The organism is Burkholderia cepacia ATCC 25416 (assembly GCF_001411495.1).
In the GTDB taxonomy this organism is placed as follows: Bacteria; Pseudomonadota; Gammaproteobacteria; order Burkholderiales; family Burkholderiaceae; genus Burkholderia; species Burkholderia cepacia.
Window position 1 is genome coordinate 436,005 of sequence record NZ_CP012982.1, and the last position, 23,343, is coordinate 459,347.

Consider the following 23,343-nt stretch of genomic DNA (forward strand, 5'->3'; position numbering starts at 1 on the left):
GCGCGTCAACTTTTGAAACAATCGCGCCGCAGCAAATGTCAACTATTTCAAAAATGGGAACAGTCGTTGATGTGCTTGATATATATGGACTTTTTCGCGCTGTTACCTTTTCGAGACACTTTATTTTTTAGGCTTTCTTGCGTCTATGGCACTGAGCTATTCTCCAATCCGCAACAAATAACGATGAATCACTTGCGTGGAGAAACTCAACGATGAAGAAACTTGCTCTCTCGACCCTCTCGCTCGCCCTGCTGGGCGCCGCCGGCGCTGCTCAGGCACAGTCGAGCGTGACGCTGTACGGCGTGATCGACACGTCGATCACCTATGTTCACGGTAACGCAGGTCAAGGCAACAATTCGTGGTCGATGGGTAGCGGCAACCTGCAAGGCAGCCGTTTCGGCCTGAAGGGTTCCGAGGACCTCGGTGGCGGCCTGAAGGCGATCTTCCAGTTGGAAAACGGCTTCAACTCGGCATCGGGCGCACTGGGCCAGGGTGGCCGCATGTTCGGCCGCCAGGCATTCGTCGGCCTGCAGAGCGACCAGTACGGTACGGTCACGCTGGGCCGCCAATATGACCCGCTCGTCGACCTGGTCCAGGCAGTCACGGCAGACAACTACTTCGGCAGCGTGTTCGCCACGCCGGGCGACGTCGACAACAACGACAACAGCCTGCGCGTCAGCAACGCAGTGAAGTACACGTCGCCGGTCTGGGCAGGCCTGCAAGTCGAAGCGATGTACGCATTCGGCGGTGTTGCAGGTTCGACCGGCAAGGGTCAGACGTGGGCAGCAGCAGCAGCGTACAACAACGGCCCGCTCGGCCTGGCTGCCGGCTACTTCCACGCAAACAACGCATCGGCACTCAGCGCCAGCGGCACGCGTAGCGGCTGGGCCGGCTCGTCGGACGCGATCTTCGACGGCGATTCGGGCACGACCTTCATCAACAACGCGTTCACGTCGTCGACGTCGATCGGCATCGCGCAAGTGGCCGGCCAGTACGCATTCGGCCCGGTGACGGTCGGCGCCGGTTACAGCAACGCGCAATACAAGGCGGACGGCAACTCGGCGTTCGGCACGAACCAGAAGTACAACACGGGTCGCGCGTTCGTCACGTATCAGGCATCGGCACCGCTGCTGCTCGGCCTCGGCTACATCTACACGAAGGGCAACGGCGACAACAACGGCAAGTACCATCAGGTTTCGCTGGGCGCCGATTACTCGCTGTCGAAGCGCACGGACATCTACCTGGTTGGTGCGTATCAACACGCAAGCGGCAAGAATGCGGACGGCACCGATGCGCAAGCGTCGATCGGCTCGTACGGTATCGCCGGCAAGAGCTCGCAAGAGCTGGTCGCACTCGGCCTGCGCCACAAGTTCTAAAAACGACGTACCCGGCGTGCATGGCGTCTCCGACGCCCTGCCGCCGACCTGGAAAGCCAGCCCCGGTTTCAGCCGTGGCTGGCTTTTTTTTCGTCCGTCGCCGGCTGGCCCGCACGGCCTGCACGGGCCGATGGCCGATGTCCGGGTACCCGACACTCGTCACCCGGCCGGCAGCGGCGCCTGACGGCCGCAATGCGCCGGAAACGCGGTTTCCTGATGCCAGGCTCGCTCGCCACGGGTGCGCCGGACGACTACCATCCGCACTGTCGGTGCCACGTCCCCGGAGCGACGGCCGTTCGCCCCGGCGTGTCGATTTCGACGGCCTTCATCCGTCGTACAGAGGCCGGCACGCGATTTGCGCCCCGGCCAATCCATACAGACAGGAGATTCGTCATGACGATTCAGAAGATCACGCCGTTCCTCTGGTATTCGACGGAAGCCGAAGAAGCAGCGGCCTTCTACGCAGGCATCTTTCCGGATTCGCGCATCGTGCGCGTCACGGCGGTGCCCGGCACCGACGGCACGCGAATGGTCGAGTTCGAGCTGTTCGGGCAACCGTTCTTCGCGATGAGCCACCCGCGCACCGACACGTTCAACCACGCGATCTCGCTGCTGGTCAGCTGCGCCGACCAGGCGGAACTCGACCGCTACTGGAACGCCCTGCTCGACAACGGCGGCACGGCCGACGCCTGCGGCTGGCTGCGAGACCGCTACGGCGTCTCGTGGCAGATCGTTCCGGAAGCGCTGATCCCGATGATGTCCGACCGCGACACCGTCAAGGCCACGCGCGTGGCCGCCGCGATGATGCAGATGGTCAAGCTCGACGACGCCGTGCTGAAGGCCGCCTTTGCCGGTACGGCCGGCTGACGATGCACATCGCATAAGCGCGTGCGAATGATGCGCCGGGTCGCCGGACAGGCGTCCGGTTCGACTGCAAACGCGTGCGACAGCGTCGCAAACGCCCATGGCCCTCGTCGGCCCCGCCCGCAAGCCGGCTACGTTCGCGGCATCGGCTGCGACGTCGACAGCATCGATTCGACCGTTCGCCGCGCGTAGCCGATGAATGCGGCGAGGGGTTCGCCCGACAGGATCGCCGTGGCTTCCTCGCCGCCGAGATAGGCGGCGCGCGCCGCCGCTACAACCGGACGGTACGTTGCCGGCAGACGCTCCAGCGCCCATGTCGCGGCGACGTCCTTGGGCGCGATCCTGCCGGTCGCGGCGCTGTACCAGATGCGCGCGAGCGCGAGCACCACGTTGCACTCATCGCCGCGCCAACTCGGTTCGGCATGCCACTGCGCGACGGTCGCCAGCAGCGCGGCCACAAAATCCCCCTCAGGCACCGGCTCGAGCAACGCAGCAGCCGGCGGGCCGGCCAGCGCGACGCTGTGCTGCCGCACCTTCGTCAACAGGATCGCCAGATCGTGATCGACGAGCGCCGGCTCGACGATGCCGGCTTCGAGATCGTGACGCAGCCACTCGCCGAACTGCAGTTCGCGTCGCGCCGGATGACGCCACGGCACGATTTCGTCGTGCGCGACGACGGTCACTTCCAGTGCGCGCATGCCACCTGTGCAGCCGGGCGGCGCCGACACGGCGAGCAGGCCGAGCATCAGCGCACGCCGCGTCGGCTCGTCGGGCCGGGCCGACACCGTCGCCAGCAGGTCGATGTCGCTGCGCGGTTTCAGTCCGCCGTCGAGCGCCGAGCCGAACAGGTGGATCGCGTTCAGCGTCGCGCCGAGATGCCGCTCGATGGTGTCGCATGCGGCGGCGACCTGCGCCGCGATTTCGTCGGGAATGGTTTCAGTCACGATGCGCGTGTCTCGCGATGCGTGCGCAACAGGCGCAACCGGCGCGGCGAGCGCGAGCCCCTGTGAGTGGATTGCCGTTCGTCATGGCGCATGCACGACTCGTCGTCCGGCGTGCATCACACGTCGAACCGGCCTTTCCGCCATTTCGCTTCTGCACTTCTGCACTTCTTCGCGGCCGCGCGCTTTGCGCAGCGCAATAAAAATCCCCGCACGCTTTCGCGTACGGGGATCGTCGGACTTCGCAACGGCTGCCGAATGCATTCGGTAGCCGCCGCGCGGCATTACGCTGCCGCGTCCTTCAGCTTCTTCAGCGCACGTGCCTTCACGCGCACGCTGGCCGGCTTCGCCGGGAACCAACGCTCTTCGCCCGTGAACGGATCCTTGCCGAAGCGCTTCTTCTTCGCCGGCACGACTTGTGCCGTGATCTTCAGCAGACCCGGCAGCGTGAACTCGCCCGCGCCCTTCTTGTGGACCGAGCCGAGCACGACGTTCTCGAGTGCGACGAGCACTGCCTTGACCGCCTTCACTTCGACAGCTGCGCGCTCAGCGATGTGCGTTGCGAGCGATGCCTTCGTGAACTTGTCCTTCAGCGGCGTCGGAGCGGCCGGTGCCGCCTTCGCGACAACCTTCTTTGCCACTACTTTCTTCGCGGGCGCAGCCTTTTTGGCAGCCACTTTCTTGGTGGCGGGTGCGGCAGCCTTCTTGGCCACCTTTTTTGCGGAAGTCGCCATGTTTCTCCTACCAGGTGTGGTCGTTGGATACACGAAGCGTGCAACGCGCGCGCTTCAACGCCGGATTCTACAAGCGCCGTGACGCTTCGTGGAGTACTTTTGTGCGTTTTCGCGGGGTTTCCCGCAGGTTTTTTTGCATGCGGGCGATTTCGTCGACGCTCCAGCATCAGAAAACGCCTTCACGTATGCATCCGAACGCGAATTACGTTCGATATTTGCGCACCTATACTGGGCGCGCTCAATGCCCGGATGCCTCCATGCGCGAAGCCCGATACGTCAAAGGACTCGACGGCCTGCGAGCCCTCGCCGTCATCCTCGTTTTCCTGTCCCACAAAGGCCACGTCCTTGCCGTCGACGTCGGCAAGCTTGGCGTGTGGACGTTTTTCCTCATCAGCGGATTCCTGATCGTCGGCGAGCTGCATCGCAATCGCCAGGCGGTCGAATGCGGCACCATGACGCGCCGCCATGCGCTCGCGCTGTTCCTCGCGAAGCGCGCGCTGCGGATCTTTCCCGTCTATTACCTGCTGCTCGCCGCGCTCGCGATCGCGCACGCGCTGTTCTACCAGCGCGGCGTCAATCTCGGGCTCGCGTGGCACGCGGTGTTCCTGTCGAATTACTGGATCGGCGTCGTGAAGGACGGCTGGCCGGGCTCCACGTCGCACTTCTGGAGCCTCGCGGTTGAACAGCAGTTCTATCTGATCGCGCCGCTCGCGCTGCTCGCGGTGCCGGCCGCGCGACACGTCGCGCTCGGCATCGCGGCCGTCGTGCTGTGCGCGCTCGCGCATCTCGCGCTCTACCTGTGCGACGCGTCGCCGGTGCTGATCTACGCATTTTCCCCGTGGAATTTCGCGCTGATCGCGCTCGGCGGCGTCGGCGCGATGGCGCTTGCCGGACGCGGCGCGGACGCCGTGCGCCGCGTGCCGCCCGGCTGGCTCGGCGCGGCAGGCGTCGTGTTCTTCCTCGTGCTGCCCGCATGCACGGCACTCCCCGACGCGATCGCGGGCCTCGCGGATCTCGGCCTGTCCGCGTCGCTCGGCGCCCTGCTGCTGTGGATCGTCAGCGAACCCGAGCATCCGGTCGTGGCGCTGCTCGACTGGGCGCCGCTCGTCTATCTCGGCACGATCAGCTACGGCTTCTACCTGTTCCACAACCTGATTCCGACACGCTTCGGCGTGCTGCCCGCGCACTTCGCGCACGGGGCAATACCGGAAATCGTCCGCGAAACGCTGCCCGAGATGCTGCAGTTCGCGCTCGCCGTGCTGCTCGCGCACCTGTCCTGGCGCTACCTCGAAAAGCGGCTGCTCGACTTCAAGAAGCCGGTCGCCGCGATGCTGGCCCGGCGGTTCGTCGCACAGCCGGGCACGTCGGCACGTTGAACGCCGCACGGATGCGGATACGATCGAACGGGAAAACCGCGATTCGGGCCACACCCGGAAGCTGACACCCGGCCAGCGTGGCGTGGCGCCCCGTCATCGACCGGCACCGGCAGCACCGCTGCGGCACCGAACATCGACGTGCAGCGCGCAATCGAATCGCGACAGAGGCCGCCCGGTCACCCGTCGCGGCACCGGTTTCAGGCGTGACGCCCATGCTTGCCGGGGCGTCCGGCTCCGCACACGGCAACGCTCGCACGGCAAACCCGTCACCGCACTCACCTCGACGGTGCGCACCAGAATCACGCATCCGCTCGCCCGTATACGCAAAAAAGCCCCGGCGCGCGAGCGGCCGGGGCCAACGGAACAACCACCACCTGAAACAACGGAGCGCGAGGCTGCTTAAGCGACAGCAGCCAGCGCGGGCAAGCAGGTACGCAGGTAGGCCTCGAATTCGCGGCTCACTTCCGGATGCTGGAGCGCGAGCTCGACGGTGGCCTTGAGATAGCCGATCTTGCTGCCGCAGTCGAAGCGCGTGCCGTAGTAGCGATACGCGAGCACCTGCTCGTTCGCGAGCAGCGACTGGACCGCGTCGGTCAGCTGCAGCTCGCCGCCGGCGCCCGGCTTGAGCTTGCGCAGGTGATCGAAAATCGTCGGCATGAACACGTAGCGGCCGACCACGCCGAGATTCGACGGCGCATCCTCGGGCGCGGGCTTCTCGATGATGCCCGACAGCTTGATGATGTCCTCTTCCCATTCGCGGCCTTCGACGACGCCGTACGAACGGCTGTCGTCGCGCGCGATCGTCTCGACCCCGATCACCGAGCTGTGATAGTGGTCGAACACGTCGACGAGCTGCTTCAGCACCGGCTGTTCGCCGTGCAGCAGGTCGTCGGCGAGAATCACCGCGAACGGCTCGCCGTGCACCAGCTTCTCCGCGCACAGCACCGCGTGGCCGAGGCCGAGCGCTTCCGGCTGGCGCACGTAGAAGCAGTTGACGTGGCTCGGCTTGATGCCGCGCACGAGCTCGAGCAGCTTTTCCTTGCCGCGCGCCTCGAGCTCGGCCTCGATCTCGTACGACTTGTCGAAGTGATCCTCGATCGCGCGCTTGCTGCGCCCGGTGACGAAGATCATCTCGGTGATACCGGCGTTGATCGCTTCCTCGACCGCGTACTGGATCAGCGGCTTGTCGACGACGGGCAGCATTTCCTTCGGGCTCGCCTTCGTTGCCGGGAGGAACCGCGTGCCGAGACCGGCAACGGGGAACACGGCCTTGGTGACTTTCAACATGTTCGCATCCTGATTGCGTTGACTGCGCCGCGTCGACCAGCGACCCGGCGCGATTGTGTTCCGAACGGCATATCGAGAATCGACGGTACTGCCAATTCGACTCCGCTCATTATCGATATGGACTGATTGCCCAATGATTCCGGAAAAAATATAATCCTTTCAACCCGGTCGATATTGCCGAACCGAGTGCCGAGGCAGAAACAAATTACCGATTTTCCAGATACAAATTCTTACGATTCGAATTCCTCGATATAGGGCACGCCGCCCCGTTCGAGCCCCGGGCGAATCGGTTCGTTCTTCAGCGCCTCGCGGTACGCCGACAGCACGGCCATGACCAGCAGTACTGCAGCGCTCGCGATCCAATGCATGTCCATCTTGCCGCTCCTTGCATCAATCAACTGGAGCTTCAAACTATCAGAAAAAAATCGGTAAATAATTGACCTGCCTCGCGGAACCGCTTTCCGAACGCGATAAAACCATGATGTGGAATACCGATATTTCCCGGTGAGATTTTTTTATTCATTGATCGAATTCTTGCGCATTACGATTGGATGAAACTTCCCGTCAATCCGTCGCAAGGAATCGAATCGCATGCAAGCTTTCAGCGGATCGTCTCTGACCGCGCCGCCCGTCGCCGATCACAAGGAACACGTGATCGACGCGATGCGCGGTTTCGCGGCGCTGCTCGTCGCCTATTTCCACTGCCGGCAGGTCGTCTGGGTCGGCATGCAGAGCTTCCATCACGCTTACGGCCATGCGCTCACCCCGGGCGCGATCGCCGGCTACCTGACCTTTCCGTTCGCGTGGGGCTCTGCCGGCGTGCCGATCTTCTTCGTGATCAGCGGCTACTGCATCCACCGCAACGCGGCGCTCAAGCTCGCGGCCGACCCCGCGTACCGGCTCGACGCGCCGAACTTCTGGATGCGCCGGTTCGCGCGCATCTACCCGGTGCTGCTCGCCGCGCTGCTGTTCACGCTCGCGCTCGACTCGGTCAGCCTGCAGATCGAGCCCGTCAGCCACAAGATCCGCGACGTCGGCCTCGTCGCGTTCCTCGTGAACCTGTTCTCGCTGCAGGGCGTCGCCGGCTACACGTACGGGTCGAACGGCGCGCTGTGGACGCTGTCGCTCGAAGTGCAGTTCTACGCGATCTACCCGCTGCTGTTCGCGGTACGCCGGCGCATCGGCATGCCGGCGGTCGTGGCCGCGGTCGCGCTCGTCAACGTCGCGTCGGCGTGGCTGCTCGAACGGCACGACCTGCAGTTCTTCACGTCGTACTGGCTGTCCTGGACGATCGGCGCGTGGATCGCCGACGTGCGCGCACAGTCGCCGCGCGACGCGGCCGCCGTGCCGTCGCGCGCGTGGTACGGCGCGGCCGCCGTGCTGCTGGCCGCCGGCTGCGGCGCGTTCCATTTCGGCCAGTACGGCGCGTTCCAGCTCTGGTCGGCCGGCTTCGCGTGCTTCCTGTACTGCGCGCTCGCCCGCCCGCCGCGCACGACGCCGCCGTTGCGCGTGCTGAGCTGGTTCGGCGACTTCAGCTATTCGCTGTACCTGATTCACCTGCCGCTGTTCGTCTGCCTCGGCTCGGTGCTGTTCCATTCCGAACTGCAGTTGTCGATCTGGCCGTCGTTCGCGTTCATGGCCGCCGCGATCCCGGTCGCGTACCTGTTCTACCGGATGTTCGAACGGCCCGCGATGACGTGGTCGGCCAGCTTCAAGCCGTCCCGCCCCGCCCGCGTCGTCGCGCCGGCGCCCGAACGGGCCGCCTGATCCGGCCGGCCCGGGTTCCCGAGCCCCCGCGCGGCACCCCGTCGCGCGGGGGCTTTATCGTGGCCTGAGCGCGTCGGCACGCCGGGTTGACCGGATAGGCAGGCCTCCGGCGTCGGGCCGCGCCACGACCCGCCTGGGCCGTCCTCGGCCGGCTTTCGCTGCGCGGGGTGCCCTGGGTACCGTCTTTCTCGCGCCGCCTTCTCGCGCCGCCTTCTCGCGCCGCCTTCTCGCGCCGCCTTCTCGCGTTGCCTTCTCGCACCGCCTTCTCGCACCGCCTTCTCACGTCGCCCTATCCCGCTGCCGTCTCGCATCGCCCGCCGTCCCCCCAACGGCGATCGTGCAAGCACGCGCCCGCCACGCTACGCAACGACCTGCCCGCCACTCGCCCGACCAGGCCCCACGCTGAAAAGCAAAGCCCTCACGCAGCGCATTGCCGCATGAGGGCTCGTTCCGGGGGGCGGCTCGCGCCGGCTACTGCCTTTTCGCCTTCGCGGCCTTCGCCGTATCCGCGAGAATCTTCTCGACCCGCTCCACGTAGGTTTCAGTGCCGAACCGGCGCACCGCCGTCGCACGCCCGCTCGCGACGAGCCGCTCGCGCAGCGCACCGTCGCGCTTCAGCGTATCCAGCGCCTCGGCCAGCGCGGCCGCATCGCCCGGCGCGCAGAGCAGCCCGTTGTCGCCGTCCTCGATGATCTCGACGACGCCACCCGCGCGGGCCGCGACGACCGGCCGGCGCGCGAGCATCCCCTCGACGATCACGCGCCCGAACGGCTCGGGCGTGATCGACGTATGCGCGACGACGTCGACCGCCGTCATGCACGCGGCCACGTCGCGCTGGAACCCGAGGAAATGCACGCGCTCGCCCATCCCGTGCCGGGCGACGAATTCGTGCAGCTGCGCCGCGTAATCGTCCTCGCCGAACAGCGGCGCGCCGACCAGCACCACGTGCATGTCGGGATGCCGCGCGGCGGCCTCCAGCAGCACGTGCTGCCCCTTCCAGTGCGCGAGGCGGCTGAACGAGCCGACGAGCCATGCGTGCTCGGGCAACCCCAGCCGCGCGCGCAGCGCGGCCTGGCTGACGCCTTCCAGCGCATCGAACGGTTCGGCCGAAATGCCGTTGAACACGACGTCGACGTGCTGCGGCGTGAAGCCCGTCAGCGCGCGGAACGCCTGCGCGGACGCGTCCGAGTTCGCGACCACGCGCGTGACGCCGAACCGCGCGCAGTACTTGATCGCCAGCAACTGCTTGCTGCCGAAATGGTCGGTGCTGACGATGTCGCGCAGGTGCCACACCACCGGCTTGCGCGCGAGCCGCCCGGCCAGCGCGGCGACCACCATCGCGCGCTGCGTGTTCGCGTAGATCACCTCGGCGCGGCGCGCGCGCCGCGCCACATCGCGCACGAGCCGCACGAGCTGCTTCACCGCGCCGACCGACACGCCGCCCTGCTTGCGCACGCCCGCGAGCGCGCCCTGATCGACCACGTCGACACGCGCGCCGATCTCGTCGAGCGCCGCACGGAACGGGCCGTCGTCGAACAGCAGCACGTCGGCGTTCGCGCGCATGTGCTTCATGATCTCGAGCAGCGACAGCTCGGCGCCGCCTAGCACGCCGCTCTGGTCGAGCACGAGCGTCACCGGGCCGCGCGCGGCCGGCGGCGGCGCGACGGCCGTACCGCGCTGCGCGGTCGAGCCGGGCAGCGCGGTTTCCACGTAGTCGAGAAAGCGCCGCCGGAACGTATCGGCGGAAAACCGCTCCGCGTTCGCACGGCATGCGTCCGGCGTGAAGCGCTGCGGCGCGCGCTCGAAATCGTCGACGGCCTCGACGATCGCGTGCGGCGTCTGTTCGTCGAAGAAGAGCCCAGTCGGATTCCGGTTCGATTGCGGGTCGAGCACGGTTTCGAGCGCGCCGCCCTTGCCGTACGCGATCACGGGCGTGCCGCACGCCTGCGCCTCGACGACCGAGATCCCGAAATCCTCCTCGGCCGCGAACACGAACGCCTTCGCGCGCCGCATCCGGTCGTGCAGCACCGCGAACGGCTGGTAGCCCATGATCTCGACGTTCGGGCCGGCTTTCGCGCGGATCTTCTGCATCTCGGGGCCGTCGCCGATCACGACGAGCTTGCGCTCGGGCGTCTTCGAGAACGCCTCGACGATCAGGTCGATCTTCTTGTAAGGCACCATCCGCGACGCGGTCAGGTAGAAATCGTCCTTCTCCGCGTTCAGCGAAAACGCGTCGACGTCGACCGGCGGGAAGATCACCGCCGCGTCGCGGTGGTAGACCTTCCTGATGCGCCGCGCGATGAACGCGGAGTTCGCGACGAAACCGTCCACCGCGTTCGCAGTGCGCGTATCCCAGTTGCGGATGTAGTGCAGGATCATCCGCGCGAGCAGCGATTTCGGCCCGCGCGTGAGGTTCGACTGTTCCAGGTACTGGTGCTGCAGGTCCCACGCATAGCGGATCGGCGAATGCACGTAGCTGATGTGCATCTGGTCCGGCCCCGTCAGCACGCCCTTCGCGACCGCGTGGCTGCTCGATATCACCAGGTCGTACTCCGACACGTCGAGCTGCTCGATCGCGAGCGGCATCAGCGGCAGGTAGCTGCGGTACTTGGTGCGCGCGAACGGCAGCTTCTGGATGAACGACGTCGTCACCGGCTTGCCGCGCACGAACGCGCGGTCGTCGAGGAAGTCGACGAGGCTGAACAGGTCGGCGTCGGGAAAACACGCGACGATCTGTTCGAGCACGCGCTCGGCGCCCGCGTAGGTCACGAGCCAGTCGTGGACGATCGCCACACGCAGCGCGCGCGACGGTTGCCGCGCGCTGGCGCGCTCGGCCGGCACGGGCCGGCGCAGTGCGGCGACATCGCCGGCTTCGGCCGCGGCGGCATCGGCCGTGGCGAGATTCAACAAGGCGTGTTCCGCCAGATCGCGATTCATCAGTCGCTCCAAGAAGCCCTGCCATTGTTGGCGGGGAAGAAAGGAGCGCCGTCGACAAACGGCATTCCTAGGTTAGAGTGACCGGCATGATTCTTGTCTATCGCTACCGGGTGAAATCGCTCAGCGGTCTGCTTAACAAGCAGAGCCGAGCGGTGAACTACGTCTGGAACTTCTGCAACGACACGCAGAAGCACGCGCTCAAGTGGAGCAAGAGGTGGCCGACCGGCTTCGACCTGAACGTACTGACAACCGGCAGCAGCAAGGAGCTCGGCATTCACTCCCGCACGGTCAACGCAACGTGTGAGCAATACGCGAAGTCGCGCGACCACCACCGACGCCCGTACCTGCGCTATCGCGGCAGGAAATCGCTCGGCTGGGTGCCGCTGAAGGGGCGTGACCTGAAGCGTGAAGGAGATGCATTTCGCTTCGCCGGCAACACGTTCCGTGTGTTCAACAGTCGCCCGCTTCCCGAAGGCAAGATCAAGGATGGAACCAATTTCGCGCAGGATGCGCGCGGCAACTGGTTCCTGAACGTCGCGATCGAAGTACCCGAAGTTCCCGCGCGCCCGATCCGTTCCGGTGTCGGCATCGATCTCGGTCTGAAAGAATTCGCCACACTTTCGACCGGCGAGAAGCTTCCCAACGACCGGTTCGGTCGACGCGCGGCGGAAAAGCTGGCGAAAGCGCAACGAGCACGCAAGCACAAGCGCCATATCGCGAAGCTGCACGGCAAGGTGGCAAATGCCCGCGCCGATTTCCAGTACAAGCTCGCGCTCGATCTGGTGCGGCGCTTCGACTACATCGCGGTCGGCAACGTGTCCGCCGCCAAACTCGCCAGGACCAGAATGGCAAAGAGCGTCTACGACGCATCCTGGTCGTCCTTCCGCAACAAGCTCCGTTACAAGGCGATGGCGCACGGGGTCACGTTCGAGGAAGTCGACGAAAGCGGTTCTACCCAGTCCTGTTCGTCGTGCGGATCGAAAGACAGCACGACGCGGCCGAAAGGTATCGCGGGACTGCGAATAAGAGAGTGGGCCTGCAATGGTTGCGGTGTCGTGCATGATCGGGATACCAACGCTGCTCTGAACATTCTCCGATGCGGACGTGCATCGCCAGTTGTGGGAATCCGCTGCTTTCAAGCAACGGAAGACGTCAAGCGGTTCTCCTCGCATTGAGACGGACAAACAGGTCGCGCACGAGCGCGCGCAGCCCCGGCGTCATCGTGAGCGACCACGCGACGTTCAGCAGCAGCACGACCGCGCACATGCCGATCGACTCGACGAGCCCCGGCCATGCCTGCGCCAGAAACAGGCTCGCCAGCAGGAACGCGAGGTGCGCGAGCATGTCGAGCACGATCGCGCGCATCCGGATCGCCGACAGGTACAGCAGCACGCCGTAGTCGACGAACGCGCGCGCCGCGACGACCACCGCCGCGCCGATCAGCCCGAAGTGATGGATACCGAACCACAGGCCGCCGACGAAGAACGGCATCTGGACGAGCCCGGCAAAGGCCGCGCGGGATGGATTGACCTGCGACTGGATCAGGATGCGCGTGACGCTCGCCTGGCCGACGAGCCACACGCTGATCACCAGCACGCGACCGACCGGCGCCGAATGCGCGGCGAGATCCGCGCCGACCCACAGCGTGAGGAACGGCGCGAGCGCGAAGATCGCGACGATGCCGACCGGCGTGAACACGCCGTTCAGGAATTCGAGCGACTGGCGCGCGAGCGTGTCCGCATGGTCGCGGCCGACCGCCGACAGGCGCGGGAACAGCGTGCGCACGAGCGCGTTCGGCAGCATGTTCAGGCGCGTGACGAGGTTCTGCGGCACCGTGTAGTAAGTGACGAACTTCGCGCCCATGCCGGCGCCGAGCATCACGCGGTCAAGCGTGTCGGCGATCATGCTCGTCGTGCTCGCGATCAGCATCCAGCCGCCGAAATTGAACAGCCCTTTCGCGGTGCCCCATTGCGGCGGATCGATGCGCCGGATCCCGAGCACCTTGATGCTGGCGTGGCCGAGCATCACCGCCGCGATCAGGCGCGCGACGACCGCCGCGGCGAGCACCGTCTGCAGGTTCGGCGCGATCCACCACGCGGCGCCGAGCGGCAGCAGCTGGAACAGGAACGTGCCGATCGTCTGGTTCGTGTTGAACACGCCGAAACGTTCGGCGCCGTTGATCGCGCCGGCGAACACCCACGACACGTTCGCCAGCGGAATCGCGAGCGCGAGCCACGGCAGCGCGAGATACACCTCGTGCTGCATCGCCGCCGACACCTTCGTGAAGTAGGCGGTGTAGATGAACGCGCCGAAATAGATCAGCAGCCCGCCCACGATGCCGGTGCCGAGGTTCAGCCAGAACGCGCTCCAGAACACGCGCGCGCTTTCATCGCCGTTGCCGCTCGCGAGCGCCTTCGAGATGTGGTTCTGCGCGGCCATGCTCATCCCGAGATCGAGGATCCCGAAATAGCCGATCAGCGTCCACACGAGGCTGACGACACCGTAACGTTCGACGCCGAGCGCGTGGATGTACGCGGGCACCGTCACCAGCGACACGAAGGTCGGCAGGATCAGCCCGATGAAGTTGATCGAAACGTTCTTGAGTATGCCTTTGTCCATGCTTCTGCCTTGTGTGACGTCGTCCGTCACGGTTTCCAGCGATACATCAGCACCTTGCCGCGCGCGTCTTCCTCGACGAACACGAGGTACTCGCCGTTCTCGCGCCGGAACGCGCTGATGCCGAACGGCACGTCGACCCAGCCGGATGCCTTGCCGACCTCGGCGCCCGGGCTCATCACGCCCACTTCCTTGCCGGTTTCCTTGTCGTACACGTGGATCTTGCCGACCGGCTCCACCCCGAAGAGGTAGCGGCCCTCGGCCGTGATCCCGATCAGGTCGAAGATCGGCTTCGCGTCGAGCTGCCACGGCAGCGCGACCTGGTAGCGCACGACCGGCGAGCCCGTCGACCACTTGTCGAAGCGGACCAGCACACGGCCCACTTCCTTATTGATGCCCGGCTGCGGCGGGGCGTCGGCCGTGTAACCGGTCACGTACAGCGTGTCCGTCTGCGCGTCGTAGATCGAGCGGCGCAGCTGCGTGAACGGCTGCGGCATCGGATAGGTCGTGACCTTGTCGTACGAGTAGATCGGGTTGCCGGCCTTGTCGACGCCGCCGTACTGGAAGCGGTGGATGCCGCGCACGTCGCTCGTGCGCCAGATGTCGCCCTTCGTGTCGACCCACCAGCCCCAGCCGCCCGCCTTCGCCTTGCCGGTGGTATTGATCTCGAACTCGTCGGCATCGAGCCGGCCGTTGCCGTTCGCGTCGCGCCACAGCCAGTCGCCGCCCGGCGGCTTGTTCGGCACGTTGTCGACCGGCCGCGCGCGGCCCGCGATCAGACCGGACGGAATCGCGACTTCGCCGTCGCGCTTCGCGTCGAAGCGGTAGATCTTCAGGTGATCGGCGTACATGTCCGTCAGGTACAGGAACGTGCGGCCGTCGAGGCGCCGCGCGATCGGCATGCCGGGCCACTGGTCCGTATGGAACACGGGGTCGTCCGGATACTTGAAGCGGTTCGACAGGAAGCCGACGTATTTCCAGTCCTGGCCCGGCGGCTTCGACAGGTCGAGCTCGAAGCGCTTGTTGCCCGTGTACACGCTGTTCGGCCGCGCCGGGTCGAGCCATGCGCCGTCGACGAACAGCAGCCCCTGCACCTGCCAGCGCAGCTTGCCGTCAGGCGTATAGCTTTCGAGCACGGCACCGAGCCCCGCACCGATCGTGTCGTGACGCGGCCCGATGCCGTTCATCGACACGTAAATGTTGCCCGCCCGGTCGACACCGACTCCCGTCAGCCCGTTGAAACGCTGCGGCCCGGGCCGGCCCGGCACCGGGCCCGCGAAGATGCCGCCGCGCTCGCCGAGCGTGCCCGACTGCGCATAACCCTTGCCGCCTTTCGAGAAAATCAGGATCTGCTGGCGCGGCCCGTTGTCCGCGACGAGCACGCGCCCTTTCGCGTCGACTGCCACGTCCACCGCGTCGGTGCCTTCCGGCAGCGCGGGGGCGTCGTCGAGCTTGCGACCGTCGGCGCGCACGTGCGCGAGGTGCGCGGGCCCCTTGATCGTGTCCGTGAGCAGCCACAACGTGCCGTCGCCCGCGAGCGCGATGCGGCCCGGCTCGTGCACGCTCCACGTGCCCTTCTGCTGCATCGTCTCCGCGTCGTACACGTCCACCGCGTCGCGCGACGGATTCGTCGCGAACAGCGTCTTGTCGTCGGCCGCGAGGCCGCCGACTTCCGCCTTCTGCTCGCCCGTTTCCGAGCGCGCGGGCGCCGCCACCTCGTTCATCATCATGAAGCTCGCGGCCATCCGCGCGCGGCCGGCATCGGCACGCCCGCCAGGAGCCACCTGCGGCGCCGCGCGGAACGGCGCCGGCTGCTTCATGTCGCCGATCGTGCGGCGCGAGATGCCGAACCACTGCTTGCCCTTGTCCGGCCAGATGCCGGGCGACTGCAGGTGGCCGCGCTCGTTGCCGACACCGATCGCGACGTACGCATATTTGCTGTTCACGGCGATCGCGCTGCCGCCGAGGTTGCCCCAGCCGTGCGTGCCGCCGGCGAAGCCGAGCATCTTTCCGTCCTGGTAGACGCTCGCTTCGGCGCCGCTCTCGTCCCATGGCGCATTCGTATACACCTTGCCTTCAGGCGTCACCGCGATCGCGCGGATGTCGATCTGCGTCCAGCTGCCGTCGCCATAGCCGAACGTATTGCCGATCCACGACGTCGTCGCGGGCAACACCGTTTCGGCCGGTACGGCGCTCGTCAGCAGCGTCGCGCATACCGTCATGCCTACCAGAATCAGACGTCGCAATGCGCTTCTCCAGACTTGATGCAAGAGCGACCGGCACCGCTGCCGGCGCACCCTGTCGCTAAATGGGTTTCAAACGTCGCAATGCAGGTTACAAGCAAAAATAATCACAAGAAATTTGGAAATATTTGGGGATGTTTCCGCCTGAAATATCGAACCGGAACAGACGCGCAAAGACACCCGAAAACGGCAATTACGACCGTCCTTCGCCTTCAAGTCTGTAGAAAATGCCGCTTTTCACCGCCTGGCGGGGCCTCCCGGGCGGCGACCGTTCATCCCGCGACCGAAATAACCGGCATTTGAATGTTTGTCGTCGGATAAATGACGCGCGTTTTTTTGCCGATTTCTTTTCCCTAGAATCGATTTCGATTCGATATTTCATTTAATGGCATGCATTACGTTCACGTTTACGCATTGGATGTGCGACTCGCCCCGGCTCAGGCCGCGCGTCGCGAAGGAGCGGCGCGATGACGGGCCTCTCGCGACCCGCGGCCCCCACCCCGCCGCAACACGGCCGCATCGTGCAGCTCGACGGGCTGCGCGCGATCGCGGTGGGCGCCGTGTTCCTGCAGCACGCGCTGAAGGCGCCGCTGTGGATGGGCGTCGACCTGTTCTTCGTGCTGAGCGGCCTGCTGATCACCGGCATCCTGCTCGATCGCAAGGCGCGCGGGCAGTCGTACTTCAGCCACTTCTACGCACGCCGCGTGCGCCGCATCCTGCCGCCGTACGTGTTGCTGCTGGTGGTGTCGACAACCCTGTTCGGTGCGGGCTGGCTGCCGCACTGGCCGTGGTTCGCGTTCTTCTCGACCAACATCGGGCTGTCGCTCGGCAGCATCGGCCACGACAGCCTGAACGTGCTGTGGTCGCTCGCGGTCGAGGAGCAGTTCTACATCTTCTGGCCGTTCGTCGTGCTGTGGTGCTCGGAGCGCGCGCTGCTGTGGATCGCCGCCGCGCTGATCGTCGCGGCCCCCGTGCTGCGCGCGATCGCGACGCCGTGGTTCGACTCGTTCTGGCCGATCTACTACCTGACGCCGTTCCGGATGGACCTGCTCGCCGCCGGCGCGCTGCTCGCGATCGTGCTGCGCCGCGACCGGCGCGCGCTGGAACCGTTCTATCCGCTCGCGATCGTCGGCGCGCTCGTGTCGCTCGCGATCCTCGGCTGGCTGCACCTGTCGTTCCCGCGTTTCCGCGCCGCGAACACGCCGCTGTCGAACGCCGCGCTCTACAGCATCTCGCTGCTGCTGTGCACGTCGATCGTCGTGATCGCGCTGCGCGGCCGCGGCCTCGTGCAGCGCGTGCTGACGAACCCGATGCTCGTCTACGTGGGCACCGTCAGCTACACCGTGTACCTGATCCACCTCAGCGTGCTGTACGCGCTGTGGCCGCTGCACCTGAACCGCTTCGTCACGGCCGCGCTGGCGCTCGCGATCACGCTCGCGTACGCGACCCTGAGCTGGTACGGCTTCGAACGGCGCCTGACGCGCGGCCCCGCACGCCGTGCGCTGCCGGCCGCCGCCGGCACGACCGCCTGACTTTCACCCTCCATCGTTTCTACCAGGACAACGTCATGAGCCAAACTCGCAAGAAGGCCATCATCACCGGGATCTCGGGGCAAGACGGCGCCTACCTGACCAAGCTGCTGCTCGACAAGGGCTACGAGGTCACGGGCACCTACCGCCGCACCAGCTCGGTGAATTTCTGGCGCATCGCCGAGCTCGGCGTCGACACGCACCCGAACCTCACGCTCGTCGAACACGACCTGACCGACGCCGGCTCGAGCCTGCGCCTGCTCGAACGCACGCAGCCCGACGAGCTGTACAACCTCGCCGCGCAGAGCTTCGTCGGCGTGTCGTTCGACCAGCCGGCGACGACCGCCGAAGTGACCGGCCTGGGTCCGTTGAACCTGCTCGAGGCGATTCGCGTCGTGAGCCCGAAGACGCGCTTCTACCAGGCGTCGACGTCGGAGATGTTCGGCAAGGTGCAGTCGATCCCGCAGACGGAAGCGACTTCGTTCTATCCGCGCAGCCCGTACGGCGTCGCGAAGCTGTACGCGCACTGGATGACGGTGAACTACCGCGAGTCGTACGGCCTGTTCGGCAGCAGCGGCATCCTGTTCAACCACGAATCGCCGCTGCGCGGCCGCGAGTTCGTCACGCGCAAGATCACCGACACCATCGCGAAGATCAAGCTCGGCAAGGCGACCCGCCTCGAGCTCGGCAACCTCGACGCGAAGCGCGACTGGGGTTTTGCACTTGAATATGTCGAAGGCATGTGGCGCATGCTGCAGGCCGACGAACCCGACACCTACGTGCTCGCGACCAACCGCACCGAGACCGTGCGCGATTTCGTGCGGATGGCGTTCGCGGCGGCCGGCTACCAGATCGAATGGACCGGCAAGGGCGAACAGGAACGCGGCCTCGACGCGTCGAACGGCAACGTGCTCGTGGAAGTGAACCCGAAGTTCTATCGCCCTGCCGAGGTCGACCTGCTGATCGGCTGCGCCGACAAGGCCCGGTCCAAGCTCGGCTGGGAACCGAAGACGACGCTCGAACAACTTTGCCAGATGATGGTCGAAGCCGATTTGACGCGGAATCAACACCATGACACGTTCTGAAGCCGGACGCCCGTCGCGCCGTGCATTTGTCACCGGCCTGACGGGCTTCACGGGCCGCTACATGGCCGAGCGCCTGCAGGCGGCCGGCTATGAGGTCTGGGGCACGGTCGCGCCCGGTGCGGCGCGCCCCGACGATCCGGCCTTCGCGCACTGCACGCTGCTGCCCGTCGACCTGCTCGACGCACAGGCGCTGCGCGCGGCGACCGCCGACGCCCGGCCCGATGCGGTCGTGCATCTCGCCGCGCGCGCGCATGTCGCGCAGGACGAGCCGTCGGAAACCTACGCGGTCAACATCGTCGGCACCCGCAACCTGCTGGCCGCGCTTGCGGGCCTCGACCGCCGCCCGTCGGCCGTGCTGCTCGCCAGCAGCGCGAACATCTACGGCAATTCGACGGCCGGCGTGCTCGACGAAACCGTCGCCCCCGCCCCGGCGAACGACTACGCGGTCAGCAAGCTCGCGATGGAATACGCGGCGAAACTGTGGGCCGACCGTCTGCCGATCGTGATCGCGCGGCCGTTCAACTACACGGGTGTCGGCCAGAGCGATGCGTACCTGCTGCCGAAGCTCGTCGCGCACTACGCGCGCAACGCCCCGCGGATCTCGCTCGGCAACCTCGACGTGAGCCGCGATTTCTCCGACGTGCGCGACGTGACGGCCGCGTACCTGAAGCTGGTCGAAGCCGCGCCGGCCGGCGAGACGTTCAACGTGTGCTCGGAGCGCGCGTATTCGCTGAAGGAAGTGCTGGCGATGCTGTCGCGTATCGCCGGATACGTGATCGACGTGACGATCGATCCGCGTTTCGTGCGGCACAACGAGGTGAAGAGCCTGTCCGGGTCGCGCGACAAGCTGCGGCGCGCGGTGGGCGAGCTGCCCGTCACGCCGCTCGACGACACGCTGCGGTGGATGGTGGAGGCGATGCGCAACGACACGCACACCAACGAAGATCGCACCGGGTAAGCCGCGCGATTTCATCGGCACAAAAACGAAGGGCCGCTCGCTTGCGCGAACGGCCCTTCGTCCATCGTCACGTCGGATCACGTCACGACATGCGTGACGTGCCCCGCTCAGCCTTCCAGCCCGCGCGCGAGATCCTTGCGCAGGTCGCCCGCATCCTCGAGGCCCACCGACAGGCGGATCAGCCCTTCGCTGATCCCCGCTGCCGCGCGCGCCTCCGGCGTGATGCGGCCGTGCGTGGTGGTCGCCGGATGCGTAATGGTCGTACGCGTGTCGCCGAGGTTGCCGGTGATCGAGATCAGCTTCGTGTTGTCGATCACGCGCCATGCATTCGCGCGCTGCTGTTCGGGCGTGTCGCCCTTCAGCTCGAACGACAGGATCGCCCCGCCCGCCTTTTGCTGACGCTTCGCGAGTTCGTGCTGCGGGTGCGATTCGAGGCCCGGATGAAACACGCGCGCGACGGCCGGATGCGAATCGAGCCAGCGCGCGATCTCCAGCGCGTTCGCCGATTGCTTCTCGACGCGCAGCGACAGCGTCTCCATCCCCTTCAGCAGCACCCACGCGTTGAACGCCGACAGCGTCGGGCCCGCGCTGCGCACGAACGGGAACACCTTGCCCATGATGAATTCCTTCGAGCCGACCAGCGCGCCGCCAAGTACGCGGCCCTGGCCGTCGAGGAATTTCGTCGCCGAGTGCATCACGACATCCGCGCCGAGCTTCAGCGGCTGCTGCAGCACCGGGCTGCAGAAACAGTTGTCGACGACGAACAGCGCGTTCGATGCCTTCGCGATCTTGCCGATCGCCTCGATGTCGGCGAGTTCGGTCAGCGGGTTCGACGGCGTCTCGAGGAAGAACATCTTCGTTTCCGGACGCACGGCTTCCTTCCACGCGTTCAGGTCCGTCGGGTCGACGAAGGTCGTCGTGATCCCGAACTTGCTGAAGATCTGCGAGAACATCCCTAGCGTCGAGCCGAACAGGCTGCGCGAGCTGACCAGGTGGTCGCCGGCCTGCAGCGCGGACATCACGACCGACATGATCGCGGCCATCCCGGATGCCGTCGCGATGCACGCCTCGCCGCCCTCGAGCGCCGCGAGGCGCTCCTGGAACATGGTGACGGTCGGGTTCGTGAAACGCGAATAGGTGAAATAGTCTTCCGAATTCGCGAAGCGCTCGGCCGCGTCGGCCGCGCTCTGGAAGCAGAAGCTCGACGTGAGGAACAGCGCTTCCGAGTGCTCGTTGAAGTCGCTGCGCAGTGTGCCCGCGCGCACGGCAAGCGTGTCGAAGTTGAGGGAGTCGTCCATGTTCCGTTTTCCGTATCCGATGGCCACGCGCATCGCGCAGGCCAGATCAAAACCAGGCCAAAAAACAAAAAGCCCGCTATGCGTCGGCATCAGCGGGCTTCGGTGCGGTACGACAGCGATCGACTCGGGCCGGTTGCCACCGGCCTTCGCTTTAGCTGTTTTGGGAAGTCGCCCCGCGTCCGCAAGCTGATATCAAATCGACGCAAGGCCACATCCTATCACGCCTCGATAAAAGCGTGCGCCGGTGTCACTCGACCGACAGTTGCAGGTTCATCTGCGAACGTTCGGTGTCGCCGGCCGTATCGCGATCGGCCTGCGACGCCGGCGTGAGGCGCGCGCGCTCGATCGCATCGAGATACTCGGGCGTCACGTCGCCGGTGATGTAGTTGCCGTCGAAGCACGACGCCTCGAAGCGTTCGAGCTTCGGGTTGATGTCGCGCACCGCGCGGCGCAGGTCGTCGACGTCCTGGTAGATCAGGTGGTCGGCGCCGATGATCTTGGCGACGTCTTCGTCGGTGCGGCCGTGTGCGACGAGCTCGCCGCGCGTCGGCATGTCGATGCCGTACACGTTCGGGAACTTCACGGGCGGCGCGGCCGACGCGAAGATCACCGACTTCGCGCCCGCATCGCGCGCCATCTGCACGATTTCATGCGAGGTCGTGCCGCGCACGATCGAATCGTCGACGATCAGCACGTTCTTGTCCTTGAACTCGATGCTCATCGCATTGAGCTTCTGGCGCACCGACTTCTTGCGCACGGCCTGGCCCGGCATGATGAAGGTGCGGCCGACGTAGCGGTTCTTGAAGAAGCCTTCGCGGTACTCGACGCCGAGCTTCGCGGCGACCTGCATCGCGGCCGGGCGCGACGAATCGGGAATCGGCATCACGACGTCGATCGGCACGTTCGGCAGTTCGCGCTTGATCTTCTCGGCGAGATAGTCGCCCATGCGCAGGCGCACGTTGTAGACCGGCACGCCGTCGAGGCACGAATCCGGACGCGCGAGGTACACGTATTCGAACATGCACGGGTTCAGCGTCGGGTTCTCCGCGCACTGCTGGCTGTGGAAGTTGCCGGCCTTGTCGATGAAGACCGCTTCGCCCGGCTCCAGGTCGCGCACGAATTCGAAACCGATGCCTTCGACCGCGACCGACTCCGACGCGACCATCCATTCGGTGCCGTGCTCGGTCTCGAGCTTGCCGATGCAGAGCGGGCGGATGCCGAACGGGTCGCGGAACGCGAGCAGGCCGTAGCCGGCGATCAGCGACACGATCGCATACGAACCCTGCAGGCGGCGATGCACGCCCGAGACGGCCTTGAACACCGAAGCCGGATCGAGCTCGAGGCCCGTGGTCGACAGTTGCAGCTCGTGCGCGAACACGTTGAGCAGCACTTCGCTGTCGGAATTGGTGTTGATGTGCCGGCGGTCGATCCGGAACATCTCGTCCTTCAGTTGCTGCCAGTTCGTCAGGTTGCCGTTGTGCGCGAGGATGATCCCGAACGGCGCGTTCACGTAGAACGGCTGCGCCTCGGCTTCGCTCGACGCCGAGCCGGCGGTCGGGTAGCGCACCTGGCCGATGCCGTAGGTGCCGGGCAGGCTGCGCATGTTGCGCGTGCGGAACACGTCGCGCACCATGCCGTTCGCCTTGTACATGTGGAAATTGCTGCCGTCCGCCGTCGCGATGCCCGCCGCGTCCTGACCGCGATGCTGCAGCAGCAGCAGGCTGTCATAGATCAGCTGGTTGACAGGGGATTGGGAGATAACGCCTACGATGCCGCACATGGCATGTCCTTCAGAATGACAAAATCGGTTCCGTCCTGCCCAGCCGCGTCGTCACACGCGTACGTACTGGGCCATGCCGTCGGGCAGGAGCTGCTTCAGCTCGTGCACGCCCTGTTCGGCGAAAGGACGCAATAGCGCATTGCGCCAGAAATCCTGTTTGGGCAGTTCGGTCAGCCCGGCCGCCGCGACCAGCAGCACCACCAGCACGCAGCCGCGGACGAGCCCGAACATCATGCCCAGCGAGCGGTCGACGCCGCCCAGGCCACTGGCCTGCGCGATCCGCGACAGCAGCGCGTTCGCGACGCCGGCGACCAGCACCACGCCGATCACGACCAACGCGAAAGCGATCACCCACTGCGTCAGCGCACCGCCCGGCCAGTTCGCCGGAATATACGGTACGACCAATCCGACGTAGCGGCCCGCGATCACGATCGCCGCGATCCAGCCGATCAGCCCGAAAATCTCGGACACGAAGCCGCGCCACGCACCGCGTAGCGCCGACAACACGATCACCGCCAATACAGCGTAGTCGAAAGCCGTCAGCATCGTGCG

The 23,343-nt window shown here is 65.9% G+C and carries 18 protein-coding genes; 8 read left to right on the forward strand and 10 right to left on the reverse strand.

Going from position 1 to position 23,343, the window contains the following annotated elements; translation table 11 throughout:
- The first annotated feature begins 212 nt into the window (after window positions 1–212).
- Window positions 213–1,376, forward strand: coding sequence for a porin (locus APZ15_RS19355; RefSeq protein ID WP_027791162.1), 1,164 nt, complete (start codon window positions 213–215; stop codon window positions 1,374–1,376).
- Window positions 1,377–1,769: 393 nt separating this feature from the next.
- On the forward strand, window positions 1,770–2,243 hold the full coding sequence (locus APZ15_RS19360) for a VOC family protein (RefSeq protein ID WP_027791161.1): 474 nt from the start codon (window positions 1,770–1,772) through the stop codon (window positions 2,241–2,243).
- Between the two features lie 128 nt (window positions 2,244–2,371).
- Here APZ15_RS19360 and APZ15_RS19365 read toward each other — a convergent pair whose 3' ends face one another.
- Window positions 2,372–3,184 (reverse strand): AadA family aminoglycoside 3''-O-nucleotidyltransferase, encoded by an 813-nt coding sequence (locus APZ15_RS19365; protein ID WP_027791160.1) that lies wholly within the window; start codon window positions 3,182–3,184, stop codon window positions 2,372–2,374.
- A gap of 281 nt (window positions 3,185–3,465) precedes the next feature.
- The gene (locus tag APZ15_RS19370; protein ID WP_011355701.1) at window positions 3,466–3,915 is read right to left on the reverse strand and encodes an HU family DNA-binding protein; all 450 of its coding nucleotides are present in this window, start codon (window positions 3,913–3,915) and stop codon (window positions 3,466–3,468) included.
- 257 nt (window positions 3,916–4,172) lie between these two features.
- Between APZ15_RS19370 and APZ15_RS19375 the strand changes: the two genes are divergently transcribed.
- Complete coding sequence (locus tag APZ15_RS19375) at window positions 4,173–5,291, forward strand: acyltransferase family protein (RefSeq protein ID WP_027791159.1); 1,119 nt, start codon at window positions 4,173–4,175, stop codon at window positions 5,289–5,291.
- A 399-nt stretch (window positions 5,292–5,690) separates the two neighbouring features.
- On the opposite strand, the gene galU is transcribed toward APZ15_RS19375, so the two are convergent.
- The gene (gene galU, locus APZ15_RS19380) at window positions 5,691–6,578 is read right to left on the reverse strand and encodes a UTP--glucose-1-phosphate uridylyltransferase GalU (RefSeq protein WP_021162860.1); all 888 of its coding nucleotides are present in this window, start codon (window positions 6,576–6,578) and stop codon (window positions 5,691–5,693) included.
- 230 nt (window positions 6,579–6,808) lie between these two features.
- Window positions 6,809–6,952 (reverse strand): hypothetical protein, encoded by a 144-nt coding sequence (locus tag APZ15_RS41790; protein ID WP_006479318.1) that lies wholly within the window; start codon window positions 6,950–6,952, stop codon window positions 6,809–6,811.
- A 217-nt stretch (window positions 6,953–7,169) separates the two neighbouring features.
- Between APZ15_RS41790 and APZ15_RS19385 the strand changes: the two genes are divergently transcribed.
- Complete coding sequence (locus APZ15_RS19385) at window positions 7,170–8,345, forward strand: acyltransferase family protein (protein WP_027791158.1); 1,176 nt, start codon at window positions 7,170–7,172, stop codon at window positions 8,343–8,345.
- A gap of 471 nt (window positions 8,346–8,816) precedes the next feature.
- Here the strand turns inward: APZ15_RS19385 and APZ15_RS19390 are convergent, their stop codons facing one another.
- Complete coding sequence (locus APZ15_RS19390; protein WP_027791157.1) at window positions 8,817–11,282, reverse strand: glycosyltransferase family 4 protein; 2,466 nt, start codon at window positions 11,280–11,282, stop codon at window positions 8,817–8,819.
- A gap of 86 nt (window positions 11,283–11,368) precedes the next feature.
- On the opposite strand from APZ15_RS19390, the gene APZ15_RS19395 reads away from it, so the two are divergent.
- Window positions 11,369–12,457 carry an RNA-guided endonuclease InsQ/TnpB family protein gene (locus APZ15_RS19395; protein WP_049098272.1) on the forward strand — a complete coding sequence of 363 codons (1,089 nt, stop codon included), beginning with the start codon at window positions 11,369–11,371 and terminating at the stop codon, window positions 12,455–12,457.
- On the opposite strand, the gene APZ15_RS19400 is transcribed toward APZ15_RS19395, so the two are convergent.
- Together APZ15_RS19400 and APZ15_RS19405 are read right to left on the reverse strand one after the other, a co-directional pair.
- Window positions 12,435–13,901, reverse strand: a complete 1,467-nt coding sequence (locus tag APZ15_RS19400; protein ID WP_027791156.1) for a flippase — start codon at window positions 13,899–13,901, stop codon at window positions 12,435–12,437. The two genes, APZ15_RS19395 and APZ15_RS19400, sit on opposite strands and share 23 nt — an antisense overlap.
- Before the next feature lie 26 nt (window positions 13,902–13,927).
- Window positions 13,928–16,120 (reverse strand): NHL repeat-containing protein, encoded by a 2,193-nt coding sequence (locus tag APZ15_RS19405; protein WP_034196032.1) that lies wholly within the window; start codon window positions 16,118–16,120, stop codon window positions 13,928–13,930.
- Window positions 16,121–16,608: 488 nt separating this feature from the next.
- Between APZ15_RS19405 and APZ15_RS19410 the strand changes: the two genes are divergently transcribed.
- From APZ15_RS19410 to APZ15_RS19420, 3 genes are read left to right on the forward strand one after another with little or no spacing between them, the layout of a single operon-like run.
- A complete protein-coding gene (locus tag APZ15_RS19410) occupies window positions 16,609–17,673 on the forward strand; it encodes an acyltransferase family protein (RefSeq protein ID WP_027791154.1) in 1,065 nt (354 codons plus the stop codon).
- 35 nt (window positions 17,674–17,708) lie between these two features.
- On the forward strand, window positions 17,709–18,755 hold the full coding sequence (gene gmd / locus APZ15_RS19415) for a GDP-mannose 4,6-dehydratase (RefSeq protein WP_027791153.1): 1,047 nt from the start codon (window positions 17,709–17,711) through the stop codon (window positions 18,753–18,755).
- On the forward strand, window positions 18,742–19,713 hold the full coding sequence (locus APZ15_RS19420) for an NAD-dependent epimerase/dehydratase family protein (protein WP_027791152.1): 972 nt from the start codon (window positions 18,742–18,744) through the stop codon (window positions 19,711–19,713). Before gmd ends, APZ15_RS19420 begins: the two co-directional genes overlap by 14 nt.
- Before the next feature lie 107 nt (window positions 19,714–19,820).
- Here the strand turns inward: APZ15_RS19420 and APZ15_RS19425 are convergent, their stop codons facing one another.
- From APZ15_RS19425 to APZ15_RS19435, 3 genes are all read right to left on the reverse strand, one after another.
- Window positions 19,821–21,011 (reverse strand): O-succinylhomoserine sulfhydrylase, encoded by a 1,191-nt coding sequence (locus APZ15_RS19425; RefSeq protein WP_027791151.1) that lies wholly within the window; start codon window positions 21,009–21,011, stop codon window positions 19,821–19,823.
- Between the two features lie 247 nt (window positions 21,012–21,258).
- The gene (gene purF / locus APZ15_RS19430) at window positions 21,259–22,791 is read right to left on the reverse strand and encodes an amidophosphoribosyltransferase (protein WP_027791150.1); all 1,533 of its coding nucleotides are present in this window, start codon (window positions 22,789–22,791) and stop codon (window positions 21,259–21,261) included.
- A 51-nt stretch (window positions 22,792–22,842) separates the two neighbouring features.
- A complete protein-coding gene (locus APZ15_RS19435; RefSeq protein WP_006491262.1) occupies window positions 22,843–23,337 on the reverse strand; it encodes a CvpA family protein in 495 nt (164 codons plus the stop codon).
- Between the last annotated feature and the right edge of the window lie 6 nt (window positions 23,338–23,343).

Bases quoted from the DNA above. Each gene is read 5' to 3' on its own strand.
- APZ15_RS19355 (WP_027791162.1), top strand. From the start codon at position 213: ATGAAGAAACTTGCTCTCTCGACCCTCTCGCTCGCCCTGCTGGGCGCC.
- APZ15_RS19360 (WP_027791161.1), top strand. From the start codon at position 1,770: ATGACGATTCAGAAGATCACGCCGTTCCTCTGGTATTCGACGGAAGCC.
- APZ15_RS19370 (WP_011355701.1), bottom strand. From the start codon at position 3,915: ATGGCGACTTCCGCAAAAAAGGTGGCCAAGAAGGCTGCCGCACCCGCC.
- APZ15_RS19375 (WP_027791159.1), top strand. From the start codon at position 4,173: ATGCGCGAAGCCCGATACGTCAAAGGACTCGACGGCCTGCGAGCCCTC.
- galU (WP_021162860.1), bottom strand. From the start codon at position 6,578: ATGTTGAAAGTCACCAAGGCCGTGTTCCCCGTTGCCGGTCTCGGCACG.
- APZ15_RS41790 (WP_006479318.1), bottom strand. From the start codon at position 6,952: ATGGACATGCATTGGATCGCGAGCGCTGCAGTACTGCTGGTCATGGCC.
- APZ15_RS19385 (WP_027791158.1), top strand. From the start codon at position 7,170: ATGCAAGCTTTCAGCGGATCGTCTCTGACCGCGCCGCCCGTCGCCGAT.
- APZ15_RS19390 (WP_027791157.1), bottom strand. From the start codon at position 11,282: ATGAATCGCGATCTGGCGGAACACGCCTTGTTGAATCTCGCCACGGCC.
- APZ15_RS19395 (WP_049098272.1), top strand. From the start codon at position 11,369: ATGATTCTTGTCTATCGCTACCGGGTGAAATCGCTCAGCGGTCTGCTT.
- APZ15_RS19400 (WP_027791156.1), bottom strand. From the start codon at position 13,901: ATGGACAAAGGCATACTCAAGAACGTTTCGATCAACTTCATCGGGCTG.
- APZ15_RS19405 (WP_034196032.1), bottom strand. From the start codon at position 16,120: ATGACGGTATGCGCGACGCTGCTGACGAGCGCCGTACCGGCCGAAACG.
- APZ15_RS19410 (WP_027791154.1), top strand. From the start codon at position 16,609: ATGACGGGCCTCTCGCGACCCGCGGCCCCCACCCCGCCGCAACACGGC.
- gmd (WP_027791153.1), top strand. From the start codon at position 17,709: ATGAGCCAAACTCGCAAGAAGGCCATCATCACCGGGATCTCGGGGCAA.
- APZ15_RS19420 (WP_027791152.1), top strand. From the start codon at position 18,742: ATGACACGTTCTGAAGCCGGACGCCCGTCGCGCCGTGCATTTGTCACC.
- APZ15_RS19425 (WP_027791151.1), bottom strand. From the start codon at position 21,011: ATGGACGACTCCCTCAACTTCGACACGCTTGCCGTGCGCGCGGGCACA.
- purF (WP_027791150.1), bottom strand. From the start codon at position 22,791: ATGTGCGGCATCGTAGGCGTTATCTCCCAATCCCCTGTCAACCAGCTG.
- APZ15_RS19435 (WP_006491262.1), bottom strand. From the start codon at position 23,337: ATGCTGACGGCTTTCGACTACGCTGTATTGGCGGTGATCGTGTTGTCG.